At 31.4% G+C, this 18,839-nt stretch carries 14 protein-coding genes; 4 read left to right on the plus strand and 10 right to left on the minus strand.

What is annotated here, in order from left to right; genetic code table 11:
- The 3 genes from K324_RS0111195 to K324_RS0111205 all read right to left on the minus strand — a co-directional run.
- Window positions 1-6,476, minus strand: a 6,476-nt coding sequence (locus K324_RS0111195) for an autotransporter-associated N-terminal domain-containing protein (protein ID WP_026749203.1), incomplete at its 3' end; no start/stop codon positions are given.
- A gap of 619 nt (window positions 6,477-7,095) precedes the next feature.
- Window positions 7,096-8,085: a tRNA dihydrouridine(20/20a) synthase DusA gene (gene dusA / locus K324_RS0111200; RefSeq protein ID WP_026749204.1), complete on the minus strand. Its 990-nt coding sequence runs from the start codon at window positions 8,083-8,085 to the stop codon at window positions 7,096-7,098.
- Window positions 8,086-8,185: 100 nt separating this feature from the next.
- Window positions 8,186-8,980, minus strand: a complete 795-nt coding sequence (locus tag K324_RS0111205) for a M48 family metallopeptidase (RefSeq protein WP_026749205.1) — start codon at window positions 8,978-8,980, stop codon at window positions 8,186-8,188.
- Between the two features lie 249 nt (window positions 8,981-9,229).
- Between K324_RS0111205 and K324_RS0111215 the strand changes: the two genes are divergently transcribed.
- The 4 genes from K324_RS0111215 (at window position 9,230) to K324_RS0111230 (ending at window position 13,458) form a co-directional block, all read left to right on the plus strand.
- Window positions 9,230-10,897, plus strand: coding sequence for an OPT/YSL family transporter (locus K324_RS0111215; protein WP_026749206.1), 1,668 nt, complete (start codon window positions 9,230-9,232; stop codon window positions 10,895-10,897).
- Window positions 10,898-10,975: 78 nt separating this feature from the next.
- Entirely contained in the window at window positions 10,976-11,749 is a 774-nt protein-coding gene (locus tag K324_RS0111220; RefSeq protein ID WP_026749207.1) for a type III pantothenate kinase, read from the plus strand.
- A 13-nt stretch (window positions 11,750-11,762) separates the two neighbouring features.
- On the plus strand, window positions 11,763-12,674 hold the full coding sequence (locus K324_RS0111225; RefSeq protein WP_036095714.1) for an esterase/lipase family protein: 912 nt from the start codon (window positions 11,763-11,765) through the stop codon (window positions 12,672-12,674).
- Window positions 12,646-13,458, plus strand: coding sequence for a phospholipase D-like domain-containing protein (locus K324_RS0111230; RefSeq protein ID WP_026749209.1), 813 nt, complete (start codon window positions 12,646-12,648; stop codon window positions 13,456-13,458). Before K324_RS0111225 ends, K324_RS0111230 begins: the two co-directional genes overlap by 29 nt.
- Window positions 13,459-13,509: 51 nt before the next feature.
- Here K324_RS0111230 and K324_RS0111235 read toward each other — a convergent pair whose 3' ends face one another.
- The 7 genes from K324_RS0111235 to K324_RS0111265 form a co-directional block, all read right to left on the minus strand.
- A complete protein-coding gene (locus K324_RS0111235; protein ID WP_026749210.1) occupies window positions 13,510-13,878 on the minus strand; it encodes a hypothetical protein in 369 nt (122 codons plus the stop codon).
- Window positions 13,879-14,251: 373 nt separating this feature from the next.
- Window positions 14,252-14,524, minus strand: a complete 273-nt coding sequence (locus tag K324_RS0111240; protein ID WP_211231559.1) for a type II toxin-antitoxin system YafQ family toxin — start codon at window positions 14,522-14,524, stop codon at window positions 14,252-14,254.
- Entirely contained in the window at window positions 14,517-14,792 is a 276-nt protein-coding gene (locus K324_RS0111245) for a type II toxin-antitoxin system RelB/DinJ family antitoxin (protein ID WP_026746383.1), read from the minus strand. Before K324_RS0111245 ends, K324_RS0111240 begins: the two co-directional genes overlap by 8 nt.
- 646 nt (window positions 14,793-15,438) lie before the next feature.
- On the minus strand, window positions 15,439-15,612 hold the full coding sequence (locus K324_RS16135; protein ID WP_026749212.1) for a hypothetical protein: 174 nt from the start codon (window positions 15,610-15,612) through the stop codon (window positions 15,439-15,441).
- A gap of 145 nt (window positions 15,613-15,757) precedes the next feature.
- Window positions 15,758-17,557: an oligoendopeptidase F gene (pepF, locus tag K324_RS0111255; RefSeq protein WP_026749213.1), complete on the minus strand. Its 1,800-nt coding sequence runs from the start codon at window positions 17,555-17,557 to the stop codon at window positions 15,758-15,760.
- Between the two features lie 119 nt (window positions 17,558-17,676).
- Entirely contained in the window at window positions 17,677-17,859 is a 183-nt protein-coding gene (locus tag K324_RS0111260) for a hypothetical protein (protein WP_006804301.1), read from the minus strand.
- A 73-nt stretch (window positions 17,860-17,932) separates the two neighbouring features.
- The gene (locus tag K324_RS0111265; protein WP_026749214.1) at window positions 17,933-18,829 is read right to left on the minus strand and encodes a YlmH family RNA-binding protein; all 897 of its coding nucleotides are present in this window, start codon (window positions 18,827-18,829) and stop codon (window positions 17,933-17,935) included.
- Between the last annotated feature and the right edge of the window lie 10 nt (window positions 18,830-18,839).

Consider the following 18,839-nt stretch of genomic DNA (forward strand, 5'->3'; position numbering starts at 1 on the left):
AAGTAGTCGTTCCCTTTTACTTCCAGTCTCATTTCCCCTCTGTCTTCCTTGATGTCGTTAAATCTTCCATATTCCATCTTCAAGGCTCCATATGGACGGAAATGTGTTCTCTCACTCAATCTTACATCATATCCCAAATCAGTCTTCAAAGCAGCACCATAAGAATGATAATCAGATTTAGCCTGGAATACGTCATCCACAACCAAATATCTACGTTTCATGTCATTAATACCTACAAATACATCTCCACCGATTGTCCATTGCAATGCCCCGTTGTAATCCTTCTTCGGTGACATTGTCTTGAACACTCCTGCTTTAAGTATTGTCTGATTTTCTTTTGATTTTCCGATGTCCTTGAACTTGAATCTGTTTGTTACAGCTCCTGCATACCATCCGCTTGAGTTACCCATCTTGATTTTTTCATCCTCATGAACGTAAGCCACACCGTAGGCATTACTTGTGTAATTAATAATTCCAGCAGTATCAGTGTTGTATTCATCTCTCATACCGAACACTTTAATCTTGTTGTTTTGTTTAGATGGATTTCTCCAGTCGTGTTTTAAGTATCTGAACTCTTTGTCCAGCAAGTTTCCAGTTGCATTGATTCTTTGTTGTAGGTTTCCATACTGGTGTCCCATCATTTCATCAAAAGCTTGGAATAACAAGATTTGTTCATTCTTTCCTATTCCATTTAATTTTTGGAACACTTGATTTTCTCTTGAACCTAATTTTTCAACACCGTATCTTTGTTCCAATCCATCTGTAAAGTTATACGTATCTTTCTTATCAACTGGTGTTGATTGATTTCCTGCCCAATGAGTATATGGTATTTTTGCTAAGTAGGCATTTTGCATAGTACCATCAGTTTGGTTTTGAGAAACTGTCGCCATCCAAGTTAATGATCCTGCATAGATATTCCACTTTTTAATTTGTGGATTTTTCTTTATCATTTCATTATATGGTTCCAATATCTTTTGTGCAACTTGGATATATTTACTTGTTGTATTTTGTGTAGCTTCATTACCCATTATTAAATCAGCTGTTTTTAAACCAGATAATGCACTTAAACCATTAATAGGATTTGTAAATCTCTTATTAGATGTGTCTATATACATACCAATCTTTGACAATTGCATATCTTTATATTCTTCAGCAGTTGTTGTTGCTAATGTTGGAACTACTGGTTTTCCATTTACAGTTATAGTTCCAGTGGTAGAACCAGCAGGTACATCTATTTTAACTCTTCCCATTGACTTTCCTAAGTCTTGTCCTCCTGAATCTTTCTTTATAACTGATGAATTAGTAGGATCTGTAACTCCATTGATATTGAAAGTTCCATAGTTCTTAATTATACCAGGGTTTGCCCCAGCTGCATTTCCTTTAGATAAAATTCCAACTGCATCTTCTGCTGATAATTCTATCTTTCCATGGTTTTCTATTGTAGAGCCATTTTTAACAACTATTCCAACTACTTTACTTAAACCAGTACCAGTAGATTTAATTGTACCATAGTTATATCCATAAGCTCCATTGTCTAAGTACATTCCAGTAGTATTACTTGCACCTAAATTTATTGTTGCTGATGAACCAGGTGCTGTACCATTATATACTTTTGTTCCTGCTTCTGTTCCATACATACCTATACTGTATTGACCATTTACATTAATAGTTCCTTCGTTAACTATATTTCCTGTGTATGCTTTTGCAGGATTACCATCTCCATTAAATCCAGCTGCCATACCTACTGCATATCTATCTTTCAATGGATCAGTAGGGTCTTTATAAGAAGCACCAACGGTTATATTTCTTCCTGCTAAGTTAGTTGCTCTTCCTCCATAAGTACTATAAATTCCTACATTTCCTAATCCATTTCCAAAGTTTATATCAGCATTATTTGTTACTGTTCCTGATGAATATAATCCATAGTTATATGAACCTATTGATGTCAATTTAGTATTATTATTAACAACTCCTGTTCTATCACTTGAATAAATATAAGTTCCATCATTTCTTAATGTTTGGTTTGCAACATTACTATTTATAGTATTTCCTTTTCCTTCATTTAAGAAACCAAATGAACTATCTCCTATTGACATAGTGCTTCCTGCATTTGCAGTTATTGTTTGTCCAGCACCTTTTGTGAAGACTCCAACGGCTTTATCAGATCCAGTATTTATTTTACTTGTTGAATCTAAAGTAACATTTCCACCTTCACTATATAGTCCTGTTCCACCATTACCAATAGTTACTATTCCTTTTTGTACTATTTCTTTTCCAAAAATACCAACAGAGTTGTTTCCAACAGTTACTGTTCCTGTATTTGTTATTTTATTTCCAGCTTGTGTTAGTATTCCTACACTAGGTTTAGAAGATGTCAATGGATTTGTCAAAGTTATATTACCTGTATTTTCTACTTCGGCTCCATTTGATATGATTCCATAGCCTTTATCACCTGTTATTTTTGCATTATTAGTTAACTTTCCTCCACCAGCAGTATAAAGTCCTACAAGTCCAGCAGTTGTTCCAACAGTATCTGTTAGTTTTACATTTGTTCCATTTACAATATTGGCTCCTGTTCCACCTTCATAGAATAAACCTACTCCTGTTCCAGTGTTTGAACCACTATATTTTAACTCAAATGTGTTTGAACCAGAAGATAAACTGCTTCCATCATTTTTAATGAATACTCCTGTTCCACCATCTTTAACTTCAATTCCATAATTTGAATTTATATTTACAGGTGATTTTTCAGCATAAACTCCTATACCTTTTTTACCTACAACTATATCTGAGCTTCCTGTTCCATTTAAATTAACTGTTGCTCTTTTAGAAACTATACCTACTGATTCATTTCCTGTTAAAGTTATCTTACCACTATTAGTTATAACTCCATTTACTGCACTTAGTTTTGATGAACTTCCATTTGTATCTCCATATAGTCCAACAGATTTATTTCCATTAACAGTTACTTGACCTTTATTTATTATTTCAAATGTCTTATCAGCAGCTGTTAATGTACCATCATTAATTTTCTTATCTGTTCCATAACTTTGTAATGAACTTGCTGATGTAAATGCAGCCATTCCTACACCTTGAGTAGTAATATTTATTTTACCTGTTGTATCATTTGTTAAGGTACTTCCATTTATTCCATAAGCGCCTATTCCATTTTCAACATTGACAACATTTTTATTATGTATTTGTCCATAACTTATATTAAGACCTATTGTTCCTGCTGATAAACTTCCACCTTTGATATCAACAGTTCCATTGTTTATAAACTGAGTCTTAGCATTATTTCCATCAGCATTAGCAGAGTCATTAGATCCCATTGCTAATCCTTTTCCTACTGTTGAACTAACAGTTTTCCCAGCATTTATAGTGACAACTTCTCTTGATAATCCTACTTTATTAAAGTCATCTGATGCATTACCTACATCAATATTTGAGTCTATATCAAATTGTCCATTAATGTAGTAAATCTTATATGAATGTTTATTATCATTAAAAGCAGCCACTTTCATAGTACTTTTTACTAAATTAGCTATTGTAGTTCCATCCCATATTTTATGTATTCCATTATTTGAAGCTAAAACTACATTATCTCCTGTAAGATTTACAGTTACGTTAGACATTCCATTATATTTTGTTGTTGTTCCTGTTGCTGCTGCATAGTCAGTAGCAGTTCCTGGAATTAATACACCATGTGATATATTTAATGTTGTAGCTCCTGTAAAGTTAATATGAGAACTACTATCAGCATTAAATGGAGTTGATGAATCATGGTCACCAGAGAAATTTTCTGAATGAGTTATTGTTCCTCCTCCAAAATTAACTCTTCCTCCATTTGTTGCGACCAATGCTCCTGATTTACCACTTCTAATTGTATTACCAGTTCCATTCAAATTGGCTACTGCATTTGCACCTGATGCCATTGCACCTATACCATAAATATCAGCATTTCCTGACACATTTACTTTTCCATTTGCTCCAGCATAAGCTCCTATATTATTGTATAAGTAAGGTTTTGTTGCAGCATCTTGTGCAGCTGCTCCATCCTTTGCAATAATATCTTTTGCTGCATTTACTACACCATTATTTTGTGCTAATGCTACTATTGAAGAATAACCCAATGCAGTTACTTTGTCTTTTGCATTTACTACACCTTTATTATCTCCTATTAAAGCTACTGATCTATTTAACTGATTAGAAGCATCTAGTTTTGCTCTTCCTGTCATAACCACAGGTTTATATAAATTAATTTCACTTGGTTTATTTGTTAATCCTGCTGCTGTCCCACCAGGCATATTAGCATTATTCCATACACCTGTTGAATAAGCAATAACTGTTCCTGTTGCTGCTTGGTTTGCATTATCATCATAAGAACTTGTAACATCTGTTGCTGCATCTCTTATTTCTGTTTGGGCTGCAGCTGCATCTTTTACTTCAGTTACATAGTTAGTTTCTCCAGTGGCATCTTTATCAGCTTTTTTAGCTTTTCCAATATCCATTACAGTACCACTTTCACTTGCAAACATGACACCATCTGTTGAATATTTTCCAAAATATATCTTTGCTGCCCCTATTTCAAGATTGTGCACTTTATCTAGATCATAATCAGGATGCTTATTTCCTTCGGCTGCTCTTGCAACACTATCAGGTGCTCCTAAATCTTTTGTAGGAACTATACCTTTTCTTTGTCCTGATTTAGAATAAACCCCAACATTTCCTACTGAACTAGATGTCATTCCAATCTTTGCATTGACATCTATTTCTCCTTGATATATACCTATTATACTTTTTGCCCAATTATCACTATTTCCTACAGGTCCTCTATTACCGTCATAATGTGGTGTTGATGATGAACCATATCTATTTCCAAAATATAGTACAGCATTTCTATTTCCATTAACATTAGTTTTTGATAATTGTATACTTGGTGTTAAATCTTTATCAACTTTTGCATAAGTTTCATCTTTAACACTACCACTATTTCTAAGATTTTCCCAGTTAGGTGAGTATCCTAAGCCTAAATAAACTATGTCATTATCTGAATTTATATTATAATCTCCTGTACTTTTAATTTTAAAAGCACCTTGAACGCCTAAAACTGTATAAATATAATTATTTTTCGCATTTATATTAGCTGTTAAACTTCCGTTGTATTCTCCTCTTTGATGCCAAGAGTTATAATCATCATTATTAAATCCTAAAGAATAATATGAAGATGGATATCCATAAAATACACTATTATATTCTCCTGTAACAGTTACATCTACACCATTTAACTGTACTTTTCCTGAATGCCAAGTTTCAGATGATATAAATGTTCCATACCCATGTAAATATCCATGTACATTTGTTATACTTCCATTCCATACTGTATGTAGAGCAATAGTTCCTATTGGATCCCATCCTTGCTTTCCTGCAACATGTACTGTTGCATCTTTAAGTGTCCATTTACTATCAGGATAGCTAGTACCAACTGCATGAATTCTTTTTCCTGTATTTAAATAAAATACATTTGGAGTTCTTCCAGAACTTGTTAAAACATTTCCTGATGCATCACGTTCATATGCAGATTCTGTCTCTGTTATTGTCCCATTTTTCCAACCTGACCAATATGTTTTATTCATACCGTCATTATTATCATTATATGTACTTCCTCCCCTTATCAAGCTACGTCCCCAAAATTTAAATGATACAACTGGTTGAGCATTTATAGTTGGTACTTTACTAGGTGCTGTCACTGGATCTGGTGTAGGTATATCCAATGATGGTGGCAACAAATTAGGTACATTTAATGCTTGTAACACTGGTGCGGCTACATTTACAGTAGGAGCTGTTACAGGATCTCTATATACATCTTTTGGTCTAATTGATGCATCAACATTCATTACTGTCAAAGGTTCTTGTTTTGGTGTTGTGCTTGCAATACCGTAGCCTAATACTCCACTTCTATTACTTGTTGAAGCTGAATATGGATTAGTTGATTTAGATAACAATCCATAATTTTTACTTAAAGGTGAAGTATATCTTTCAAAAGAATTTAAACTTCTTTGGAATATCCCTTCATAAGGATATTTTTCCTGTTTATCTCCACGTCCTTTGTATGTCCCGTTCCAGTTATTATTAAAATAATTTATACCATATTGCCAACTGCTCCAAGGTGATTTTACAACATGATCCCCTTGTTCCATTAGTTGAATAAGTTCAAGATTTGTATTTTTTAATAGTTTGTTGTTTTCTCTTCTTGTTTCCTTAACCTTTTGGTGCATACCTTTTATTGAAGATGAAATCTCCTGTTTCTGATTTTCTATGTTTTTATCCATTGTTGCTGAAAACAAATTACTTGTAACTGATACTATTCCTGTCATTAAAAATGTAACTAATGCAGAATCTGTATATTTAAAATCTTTTGTTCTTTTTGCAAATGCTCTCAAATCCTGCGAAACTTTTCTAAGATTATTTGTCATTTTGTTTTACACTCCTTAATTGTTAAATAATATTTCTGTAATTTTAAAATCCTTTTATTTCCAAAGAAAAATTTATTATTCCACACATTTAACAAACACAAAATTTACTAAATAGCCAATTTTGAACTCCTTTTATTTTAAATATGTGCATTTTCAAAAAAACTTTTGTTAAATTTTTTTTATTATACAGATACATTTGATAACAATACTTAATCATATGTTGAAATTCAAATTTTTTAATAAAAAATTCTACAAATTAATATGTTTTTACCATCACTTAACTTTGAAAAACATTTAAAGTTTTTTTATTGTTAATAAAAGTTTTTAAAAATTTATTACGATATATTGTATCAAAAACAATAAAAAAATACAAGTCATATTTTAAAAATATTTAACTTTTTTACTTAAAATTTATTCACAGAAATATTAGAGTTTATTTTAAAATTATCTTATAATTAACTTCCTTTAATATCAAACCAATGAAACTAAACAATCTTTGAAGTTAAATAATATAATCATAATTTTCAAGTTTTGCTTTATTATTACAAAAAAATCGCTGTCTTTTAAAACAACGATTAATTAAGAATTTTATTTTTTAATCAAAACAATATTTCCATTTTTACATTCCCTCTAATAATTCCCTCAATGTCCCAGAATCTGCCTTTGGTTCATTAATCGTCCTTTTCCAAGCCTTACTGCCACGTACGTTGTGAAAAAGTCCATGAGTGTGCATTAGGAACAGATGTGGACGAAGATTTTGTTTTTCCATATTTTCGACGTAATAAATCATTTTTTCTATAATTTCCTTACGGATGATATTTATTTCCTTTCCATAATATTTACCAAATTCAGTTAAAATCATAGGATTGTCGTAAATTTCACGTCCTAGCATTGTAGAATCCACGTATTTCAAATGCTCGTCAATTTCTTTGACACTTTTAATTCCACCATTGATTTCTATGTGTAAATCTGGGTTTTCATTTTTTACACGGTAAACTTCATCGTATCTCAGTGGCGGAATACTTCTATTCTGTTTTGGATCAAGTCCTGCCAGTATTGCTATTCGTGCGTGAATTATATATTTGTTCACACCAGCATTCTTCGTAATGTTAATAAAGTTCATCATATCTTCATATTTATCCAGCAATGTCCGCTCAAAAGTGTCAGGAAGTATATTTTTCCCATCAATCCCAATTCTATGTTTTATAGACACAGGTTTACTTGTTGCATCTTTCATTGCACTCACAATATCTGCCACTTCTTTTGGAAATGCCATAAGATAAGCTCCCATCATATTTCCTGAAACTCTGTCAGACGGACAACCGACATTTAAATTGATTTCATCATAATTATATTTTTCAGCAATTTTTATTGCCTCATATGCCTCTTTTGGATTAGTTGCCGCAATTTGCAGCACAATCGGATGTTCCACTTCATCAAAGCCCAGAATATACTCCAAATCCCCATTTAAAATCGCCTGTGCCGTTATCATCTCTGTATACAGCAAAACATCCTTATTTATCATTCTCACAAAATTTCTAAAATTCCTATCCGTCCTGTCCACCATCGGAGCTATACTTATCTTATTATTCACAATATTCCCTTTCATACTTTTATTCGGATTATTTTATTCAATGACTATTTTTCCCCTATCAAAATCCTATTAAGATTGGAACAAGGAGTTTACACTGATTTTTTAATTTATTGTTTTATCTTGCCTTATAATATTTCATTGCTTCGGGTAAGAATTTTCTGGCTGCTTCAATTCTGTTTTTTCCAGATGGATGTGTTGACAAAATTTCCGCACCTTTTCCTCCGCCTATCGAATCCATTCTCTCAAGAGCAGTAATTGCTTCATTTGGATTATATCCAGCCATTGCCATGAATATCATTCCATATTTGTCCGCCTCATATTCCTGCGTTCTGTTAAATTTCAGAAGAGTAATGGAAAGTCCGCTTGAAACAAGGGAAGATACAGCATTTCCACCTGTTACGGCATCTGTCACAGTCGCAGCAATTCCAGCAAGAGCCTTATTACTTGAGGCTTCCGCATGGTGTCCCCCGATAACATGTCCAATCTCATGCCCCATTACAAATGCAATTCTTGCATCAGTGTTTAGAACTGGCAATATCCCAGTGTAAAAGGCAATTTTACCACCTGGCATAGCAAACGCATTTATCTCGTTAGTTTTTATTAAATTAAATTCCCATTGTAAATCTGAAACTTTTTTTGACATTCCATTTTCATTCAGATATTGCTCCACCGCTGACGAAATTCTTCCTCCAATTCTTCTCAATCTCTGTCCATCCGCCGTGTTATTTGCAAGCAGCCCCTTTGCATTTGCCTGCTGGATAAGCTGTCTATAAGCAGAAACTGAACTTTCTGCCACACTTTTATCACTCACAAGTTTAAGCTGCCTTCTCCCTGTAAGTGGTGCCACTGTACAGCTGGCAACCATTCCTAAAGCTGTTACTAAAAACAATATTTTTGAATATTTTTTCATTATTAATTTTCTCTCCTTTTTTATTTTATAAATTATTCTTTATATAATTTTACAATTTTTTCTTATAATTTTCAATATTAATTCTCTTATAATTGTTTTAAAATTTATAAGTTACAATAAACTTTATCTCAAAATTTTTATTTGGATTTTTATTTTTCCAAAATTTAACATACAAATAAAACAAAATTCCATTGACAAATACCCCAAAAATGAAGTAAAATTTTAACAACAAAATGAGGAGGAAACTTAATGGCAAAAAGGAAAGCATCAAAAACACCATATAAAAAAAATAATAGTAAAAACAGTGGATTAAATATAACATTCGCATCAGTTTTAATTGGAATTATCGGAGCAATACTTGTATCCGCCAGCTCCTTTTACATCGTACTGAAATTTGGAGCGTTGCCATGGCCCACGATAATGGTTACGCTTTTGTCGATGATGGCACTAAAATTCTTTAAAAAGACGAATAATAAGGAAATTACGATTACACATACGATTATGAGTGCTGGTTCGATGGTAGCAGGAGGAGTTGCCTTCACGGTTCCAGCCTACATTATTATAGGTGGAAAATTAACAGACATAAATCAGCATCTGCTTTTTATCACAATTTTGATTGGAAGCGTTGCAGGTTCATTTTTGTCCTACATTTTTCGTTCAAAGCTAATTGAAGAAGAAGAATTGGAATTTCCAATTGGAGAAGCGGCATACAATCTTGTGGATTCTGGGAAAAATATTGACAGTATTCGTTATGTGGCCTTCGGAACATTATTCAGTTCTATTGTCGCCCTTTTCCGTGATTTCAGCTTTACAAAGGGAAAAACTCCTATTATTCCAGCATTAGTTTCACTAAAAAATGTGCCTTTCAGTTTTTATGTATCGCCTCTTTTAGTTGGAATCGGATATGTGCTTGGATTTGTAAATACATTTGTCTGGTTTTTAGGCGGTGCTGCTGTAATTTTTGTTGGGGAACCGCTTGCAAAAATGTTTAAAATTGCTGATTTTCCCATTATGAAAAATAGTTTTGGAATGGGATTTATGATTGGAATTGGAATTGCTGTAATTTTGAAGATTATTTTTTCAAATAAGTCAAAGAATAATTCAGAAAATAGAAGTATCATCACCAAATTATTTATTTTATCAGCCATTTCAATAATTGTAATAATTTTTATTTATAAACTTCCTATATTTCTTGCATTAGTTTTAGTCCTAATCTCGATTTTATGCACGATAATCGCAGGTTATTCGACTGGAAAGACTGGAGTTAATCCAATGGAAATTTATGCCATAATTACAATCCTAATAATTTCATTTTTAAATAAAATGTTAAATGGATTAAACATTGGCGGAATAAAATTTTCTACAAACTTAAACACTCTGACGCTATTTTTACTGGCTTGCATTATAGCTGTCGCATGCGGACTTTCTGGCGATATTCTAAACGATTTTAAATCAGGATATAAAATGAAAGTAAATCCATCGGAACAGCTTTTTGGTGAATTAATCGGCTCAATCGCAAGTTCTTTTGTAATAACATTCTTATTTTTTGTATTTTTCAAAGTCTATAAAACTATCGGTCCAGTAGAAAATACCGATTTGATAGCATTACAAGCCTCAATTGTAGCAACGGTAATAAATGGAATTCCGTTTTTGAATATTTTCTTTATTGGACTTGTAACGGGACTGCTTTTTAGCCTGTTAAATTTACCAGTTTTAACTTTTGGAATTGGAATCTATGTACCGTTTTATTTAACTTCAACTGTATTTTTAGGCGGACTTGCAAGTTTTTTTGGAAACAGAATTTCACAAAAATCTCACTCAAACCTGCTTTTAATTTCAAATGGATTAATGAGCGGAGAAGCGATTATAGGCGTTATTTTATCAATTGTTGCTTATATCAAGCTGTTTGTAAAATAAAATATCTTTATATATTTAAATTTAGACAAGATTTTGAGTTTAATCTTTTAATAAACTCACTAACAGAAAGGAAAAATAATGATTTTAGGATTTGATATTGGAAATACACATATTATACCGATTTTTTATAATGAAAATGGCGATATTCTAGCAACATTCAGAATACCGACACATCTGGAATTTACGGAAGATACTCTTTTTGTAATGTTAAAGGAATTTGCAAAAAACAGCAATTTAGAAATTTCAGATATTAAAAATATTGTTATTTCATCAGTTGTTCCAAATATTAACGAAAATTTTACAAGGCTTGGAAAAAAATATTTTAACATCAATCCAATGTTTGTAACACTTGACAATGTAGAAAATGAAATAAAAATTTTGCCAAATATGGAACGTGGTCTCGGTGCAGACAGGATTGTAGACATTTTGGCGGCAAAAAAACTATATCCAGAAAAAGAACTTTTAATAATTGATTTTGGTACAGCCACAACTTTTGACATGATAAAAGATTCCACTTATATGGGTGGCTGCATTCTTCCTGGAATCACACTTTCAATAAATGCCTTGTTTAGCAATACCGCTGCTTTACCAAAAATCGAATTTACCGAACCTGAAACAGTTTTAGGGATAAATACAATTTCGCAAATCAATGCCGGTATCTTTTACGGAAATGTTGGCGCAATAAAAGAATTAATTTTACAATACCAAAATTCCTTTCCAAACGCTTACGTTATCGCAACTGGCGGACAGGGACAAAAAATTTCAGAATATATCGAAGAAATTGATGAATATGTAGCAAAACTTGGGGAAATGGGAATTTTTGAATTTTACAGCTTAAATAAAAAAATATGATAAAGGAAATAATATGAATAAAATAGCAAAAAATATATTAATTGTCTCAATAATTACAGTAGCTGGAGCAATTGCAGCTCAAAATGTTGTTGCTGGAATTCTTTACCATGAGTACAAAATCAAGACATATTATGAAAAAGATGATAAATCTCGGAAAAATCAGGATTTTATGGTACTTCTTCATGGGATTTATGGGAAAAGTTCAGATATGGAAAGTATCGCACAAAAATTTAAAAATGATTACAGGATTATCAATATTCAGTATCCTACCACTAAGGAAACTGCTGAAGAGATTGTTGAACGTTATATAAAGCCAAATATTGAGGACGTTAATGGACAGATTTATGCTGACAATTTGCATAGAAAAATAGAAAATCAGTATTATGAAATTGATGAAAATGGAAAACGAAAAGAGAAAACAAATGATGAAAATGCACAAAAAAATGTAAAGATTAGTTTTGTAGCACACTCGATGGGAACTGGGATTTTACGATATTATTTAAAGGAAAATCCTCTTGAAAATTTAGGAAAAGTTGTATTTATTTCACCACCATCGCACGGAAGCCATCTGGCAGATGTTCCATTTGTAGACAAACTCCCAGTTATGCTTGGAAAAGTCGTTCCACAATTTAGCACAAAAAAGGATAGTTTTGTAAATCAGCTTGGCGAACCTAATTACAATTATATGATTCTGATTGGAAATAAGACAAATAATCCACTATATTCAATGATTATTCGTGGAAAGGACGATGGAATGGTGCCTTTGGAAACTGCGAAAATGGAATCTGATAATTTTAAAATTATTAATAACACTACTCACACGAGTATTTTGAAAGATAACCGAACAATGAAGGAGATTTCTGACTTTTTAAAAAGTTCTGATATAAAAGAAAATGATGAAAAAAACAACAACAAGACGAACTAACTACACAACAAAAAAAACTACAAGAACAAGAAATATTCCAAAACATGAGCACCCTTTCTTAGAAGGGATTTCCTGTGATATCTATGTTGGAAAAAAGGCTGGCATTAGTGTACGAAACGCAATCCAAAAAGCCAAAAAATCAATCACAGTAATTTCTCCCTTTTTAAGTGGAAATATGATAACTGAAGATATTTTTAGTTCATTAAATAAAGATGTGCAGGTAAATATTATTTCAAAAGATAATGAAAAAATTTATCCTTTTTTACGAAAAAACTTATTTAAATATCATTCAATGCCAGGTTTTGGAAAATTTATTATCCTCTTGGGAAAACTTATACTGATAATACTCTATTTAATTTTGTCAATTTTAATACTGGAAATTTTTACACTGTTTCTCTTTGATGTTTCCTTTATAAAGTCTGTATTTCCAATTGCAAAAGCTAATCTTTTAGCTTTAACAATTTTTCTAGGACTTTTTACATTTTTTTTAAAAACAGTAATAAAAAACAATGAATTTTACTATTCATTGCGTGATAATTTTAATATTCATATTTTAAGCAAGAACTACGATCTTCACAGCAAAATCTACATAATTGACAATAAAATTGCATTTTTAGGTTCCTTAAACTTTACCGACACAGGATTTATGCTAAATCACGAAACTTGCATAAAAACAACTGACAAAACTGCGATTAAGCACCTGAATAACGTTTATAAAGATTTGCTAAAAGTAAACTCAATATCACTAAAAGAATTGAAATATAAAATTAGCAAAAAAAATTAGAGTTGCCTAGTTTAACAATTTAGACAACTCTTTTTTTAAATACAATTACAATTAATCTATCGGATTATAGCTTCCGTCCCATTCCAACCCTAAACTGTTAGCATAATCAAAGTTATCTGTTGCAAGTTTACCAGTTCTCTTATTTACAGTATAACTGAACAAACGTGGCTCAATATTCGGATCTCTACCACATTTCGCATTATTGCTTCGCACATCAATTTCAAATTCCTCATCAGTTTCATCAACATAAAATCTCATGCATTCTATCCCTTCACTACCACCAAATTTATGCTTAACTATTGAATTTTGCACAAGTCTCACTGCTTCATTCTCACTTCTCACAGGTACAGCATTTGCCAATCCCGCACATACCAAAGAAAAAATCAAAACACCAATCTTTTTATTAAAAATTTTTTTCATCAAAACCACCTTCTCTTTCAATCTTTTTCATAATAATTATACCATATTTTTTTATAATGCAAAACTCGATTTTTAAAATAGAAATAAAATTCTATAAATTAATTTGATAGTTTTGCTAAAATTCTTAATTATTCATCTTAAAGACTTTTATAATTTTATTTATAAATATTATTATTAATAAATGTTTTTTCTTATTTTATTTATATATTTTTTAACGTAAGGGCATCAAACGCCATGCCCTTACAACCCCGCTTTACGCAAAACTTTCTTATAAAGAAAAAATAAAACTCGCTTCGTAGAAACTACGCTCAGACAGTTATTTTTTTTTAACGAAATTTTGCTTATTTAATGTTTTTCAAATTTCAGAACCATACTAAAACAGTTCTGAGTGTGAACCTAATCTATACAATACAAGTACCAGCACATTATCTATTATTTCATAAACTAACAACCAATCAGGCTCAATATGGCATTCTCTTGTTCCTTTATATTTTCCAGATAAACTATGGTCTCTATATTTATCATCAAGTTTTTCACCTTTTTCTAAAATTTTTATCACGTTAAATAATGTATCAAGGTTTTTTCTTTGTTTTTTTGCCAATTTCAAATCTTTTTTAAATTGTCCTGTAAATTTAACTTTATACACCAAGTGCCTCTCTCAACTCCTCTATGCTGTCATATCCCTTTACACTATCATCTTTTGCTATCCGTCTTCCTTCTTCAATTGCTTTCATTGTCACTTCATTTGGTTCTTCTTCCAATTTCAATTCAAAAGGGATTCTATTTTCTCTAATTGCAGTTTTTAAGAACATATTTACTGCTGTTGTCATTGTCAAGCCAAATTTGTTAAATAATTCGTTCGCTTTTTCTTTTGTTTCTTTATCAACTCTAATACTTAAATTTGCATTTGCCATAACAAATACCTCCTTTTTTCTTCATTGTATCAATTTTTAATTACATTGTCAATACAATAAACTGGTATTATTAATATTTAAAACCGAATTGATTTTATACTAAACCCCATTTAAATAAAAAATTTATTACAAACTTTTCCAACAAAGAATAAAAATTTAGTATTTCAAAATAATTAAAGTATAATTTTTAATAAACCGGCGGAGCTTTTATTTGTTCAACTACGACTGTTTGACGACTGAAAGGAGGAGTTTCGGAGTTGAATAAATAAAAGTCGTAGTCTAGCCATAGGTATTGCGTAGCAATCTTGCCACAATTTTAATTTTAGGATAAACCTTTAATGCAAGATAAGGATTTGCGGCAATGAGCAATCCTGCGAAAAAAAGAAAAAAACTAATAAAAACAGTAAAAATTAATATTAAATAAGATAGTCTAATACTAAATCCCATTATAAAATAGAAACTATATTAAGGACAAAAAATTTAATTCTTTATTAATATAGTATGTAATTCAAAATTTATTAAAAAATAGAATTATTTAACTAAAAGAAAAAGAGCAAGATGCATCCTCCCCAAACGAGAATCCTCTGCTCTTCCTATATAAATTAATAATTTCCTTTACATTATGATTTTAACTTTCACATTCTAATTAGTAATTGTTTCCATCTTTATCCTCACAGTACACATTTCCACTAGGATATTTGTAACATTTCACTCCTCTTTCAGCTCTTCTTTGACGCGCTTCTCTCCATTCATCTACGTCAAATAAACTACAACTGAACGTTGTCATAACCAATATAACCAACATAATAATCTTTTTCATAAATACACCATCTCTTTTTATATTGTTTTTTTCTATATCAAATTATCATTCCGTTTTATGTATTAACTATTTATGTGTTTTTTTATATTTTTATTATACAATATTTTGAGTTTGGGTGCACGTTACTTTATATTTTAATATTTTTCTACAACTTACTAATTTCCACTTCCAATTTATCTAACAGAAAATTAAACTGTTTTGCCACAGCCTCAATCGTTTCAATTCTTGATAAGTCAACTCCTGCCTTTTTAAGCTGTTCCATTGGGAAGTCATTTCCTCCTGAGCTTAATAATTGGATGTATTTGTCTAGTGTTTGTTTTTTCTCGCTTTCATCATTTGAATTTATCATTTTTTCATATAAAATTGCTGATGAGGCAAAGCAAGTGGCGTATTGATACACGTAAAATGGCGAGTTGAAAAAGTGTGGAACTCTTGCCCAGAAAATATAGATTAAATCATCTTTTTCGATTATATCGCCGTAATATTTGTCAAACAAATCTTCCATAATTTTGCTCAAAACTTCCGCTGTGATTGGCTCTCCAGCTTCTGCCAGCTTGTGTGCCTGATATTCATAATCTGCCAGCAATGCCTGAAAATAGAAAGTTCCAACAATATTTCCAATTTCCTGCTCTAGTAATGCGATTCTTTCTTTTGGATCATTGGTATTTTCCAGCATATAGTCGAGCAGTAATCTTTCGTTAAATGTGGAAGCCACTTCTGCTACGAAAATTGTGTAGTCTGCCATCGAGAAAGGCTGATTTTCATCTGAATAAAGAGTGTGCAAGGTATGTCCCAGTTCGTGTGCCAATGTAAATACGCTGTCTAAAGTCTTGTTGTAATTTAGAAGCATATATGGATGAACTCCGTAAACTCCAGCAGAATAGGCTCCCGTTCTTTTCCCTTTTGCCTCAAATACATCCAGCCAGCCTTCTGAAATCGCTTTTTTCATTTTTTCTACATAATTTTTTCCAAGTGGAGCAACTGAATTTAACACTATTTCCTGAGCATCATCATACTCGTATTCCTTGTCAAATTCTATTAGGTTAATTGAACCGTCAAAATTATAGTATTTTTCAAGTCCCAAAATTTTCTTTCTCAATTTTAAATATCTTTGCAATGGTTTTGTATTATTTTTCGCCGTATTGACAAGATTTAAGTAAATTTCTTCTGGAATATTGTCACTTTCCAGATGGCTTAACAAAAATGAATCGTAATTGTAGGCTTTCTTTGAAGCAATTCCTTTTTGCAAAATTGAGTTATAAATTGCCCCAATCGTATTTTTTTTCTTTTCATAAATTGTATAAAACGTCTTAAACATCAGTTTTCTGTCTTCCTGATTTCTATTTGTAGACAAAATTTTAGAATAATTGGCAGGCGTTACATCCACTTTTTCTCCAGAACTAAGCGTAACTTGAGGCCATTCCACATCCGTAACCGTAACTTCCGAATAAATGCTTCTCGGTGCTGAAAAGAATGAGCTGTAGTACGACAGCAATTTGCTTTCCTTTTCTTCCAGAATATGCTTTTGCAACCTAAATAAATTTTTTAGTCCAAATCTATAATCATCAAATTCTTTTTTTTCAATCCATTTTTGAATATTCTCACGATTATCAACCAGTTCTGAATTTACCCAGGACAATTCAGTAGAAACCTCCGCAAACAAAAACTGCACCTTCTGCAAATGCTCCACAGCCTCCTTATCCGATGAGTTCAAATCCCTCGCAAGCTGAGGATACCGATACAATTTATAAGAAATCTTATCCATCTCCTCCTGCTTCTGAAAAAACTCCAACAACTTCCCTTCGTTCCCAAATTGTCCTTTAAATCCAGCCAATTCTTTTTTCAGTTCACTAACTTTCTCAAAATCCTTCTCCCAAGCTGAATAATTTTCATAAATATCCGATAAATTCCATTTATATTCCTGTTTTATTTCATTTCTTTCCATCTTTTCATTCCTTTTCTATTTTTTATAATAATACTTTTTCAAATCCAAATGTAAAAGTTACATATTTTCAAGCCCTAAAATTACTTAATTATCAATTTGATAAAAATTTTTTAAAAAAACTATTTTTCTTTAAATTTTTCATACAAAAATAATATCAACGCAATAGGAATTATCCAACCTGCAACTGATAAAAATACCGAAAGTGCTAATTTCAGAAATGCAATCACTGCTACAATTCCAATTGCTATTACAAGACATCTTATCAATATTTCAAAATTACTTTTTGGCGTAACATCTTTCATTTTTCTACCTTCTTTCTTTAATTTAGAACATTTAAACCAAGTTCAATAAATCTATTTTTATTATTCCAAGATTCTAAATGTATTTCTTCACAAGTATGCGTTCCTTCCCCTTTTTCGTTTCCCCCTTATCCAAAAACAATTTATACTTCCCAAACCCTCTAATCGTAATCAAACTGCCAATTTCAAGCATTCTAGACTTATCCTTTTCTTCCACATAATCAACTAGAACCTTTCCTTTTTCAATCGGCTCAATTACCTTTGTCCGAGATAAATTTGTAATCGTTGAAACAATGCTGTCCAGACGCTTGGAGAGAACTGTAATTAACTTATTATCATATTTATATTGCGGAAGAATATTTTTATTTTTTGTGTCAATAATTTCAATTTCACAAGATGCTTTTCCAATTTGCTTTAATTCCGAAATAATATAATCTGCAATTTTCTCTGATACTGGAATATACCCTGATATTTTCCTGCCCTCATTTTCCAAAATCAAATCTCCCATAAGTTCCCTTTTTATATTAAGACCCATAAGACTTCCTAAAAAATCCTTATGAAGATATTCACGAAATCTTGAATCTATTGATATTTTTAACAATTTATTTGGAAATTGAAAACTATTCTCATTAAACTCATTATTACAATCCGCATAATCTTCAAATTTTTCATCATCTTGTACCAAACTTTTGTCATTTTTTCCAAAATTATCATAAACATCTCTATTTCCAGCTACAAAACTATCAGGCACAAATGCAATTTGCCGTCTATCACTATCTGCAAAAACTCCATCACAAATAACATTAAGTCCATCCATCCTTTTCCCCAGTTTCTTCCAAAAATTCGGCGTATAAAACTCCTCAGTAAAGCTCACAATCTCATATTCCTTCGCCACTTCATAAGAATTATACAATTTACTAGCCAAATACTCCATTTCTTTTGGAAATTGCCTCAAAAAATTTTCTTTTTTCATATTTCTCCAT

It is taken from the genome of Leptotrichia trevisanii DSM 22070, assembly GCF_000482505.1.
In the GTDB taxonomy this organism is placed as follows: Bacteria; Fusobacteriota; Fusobacteriia; order Fusobacteriales; family Leptotrichiaceae; genus Leptotrichia; species Leptotrichia trevisanii.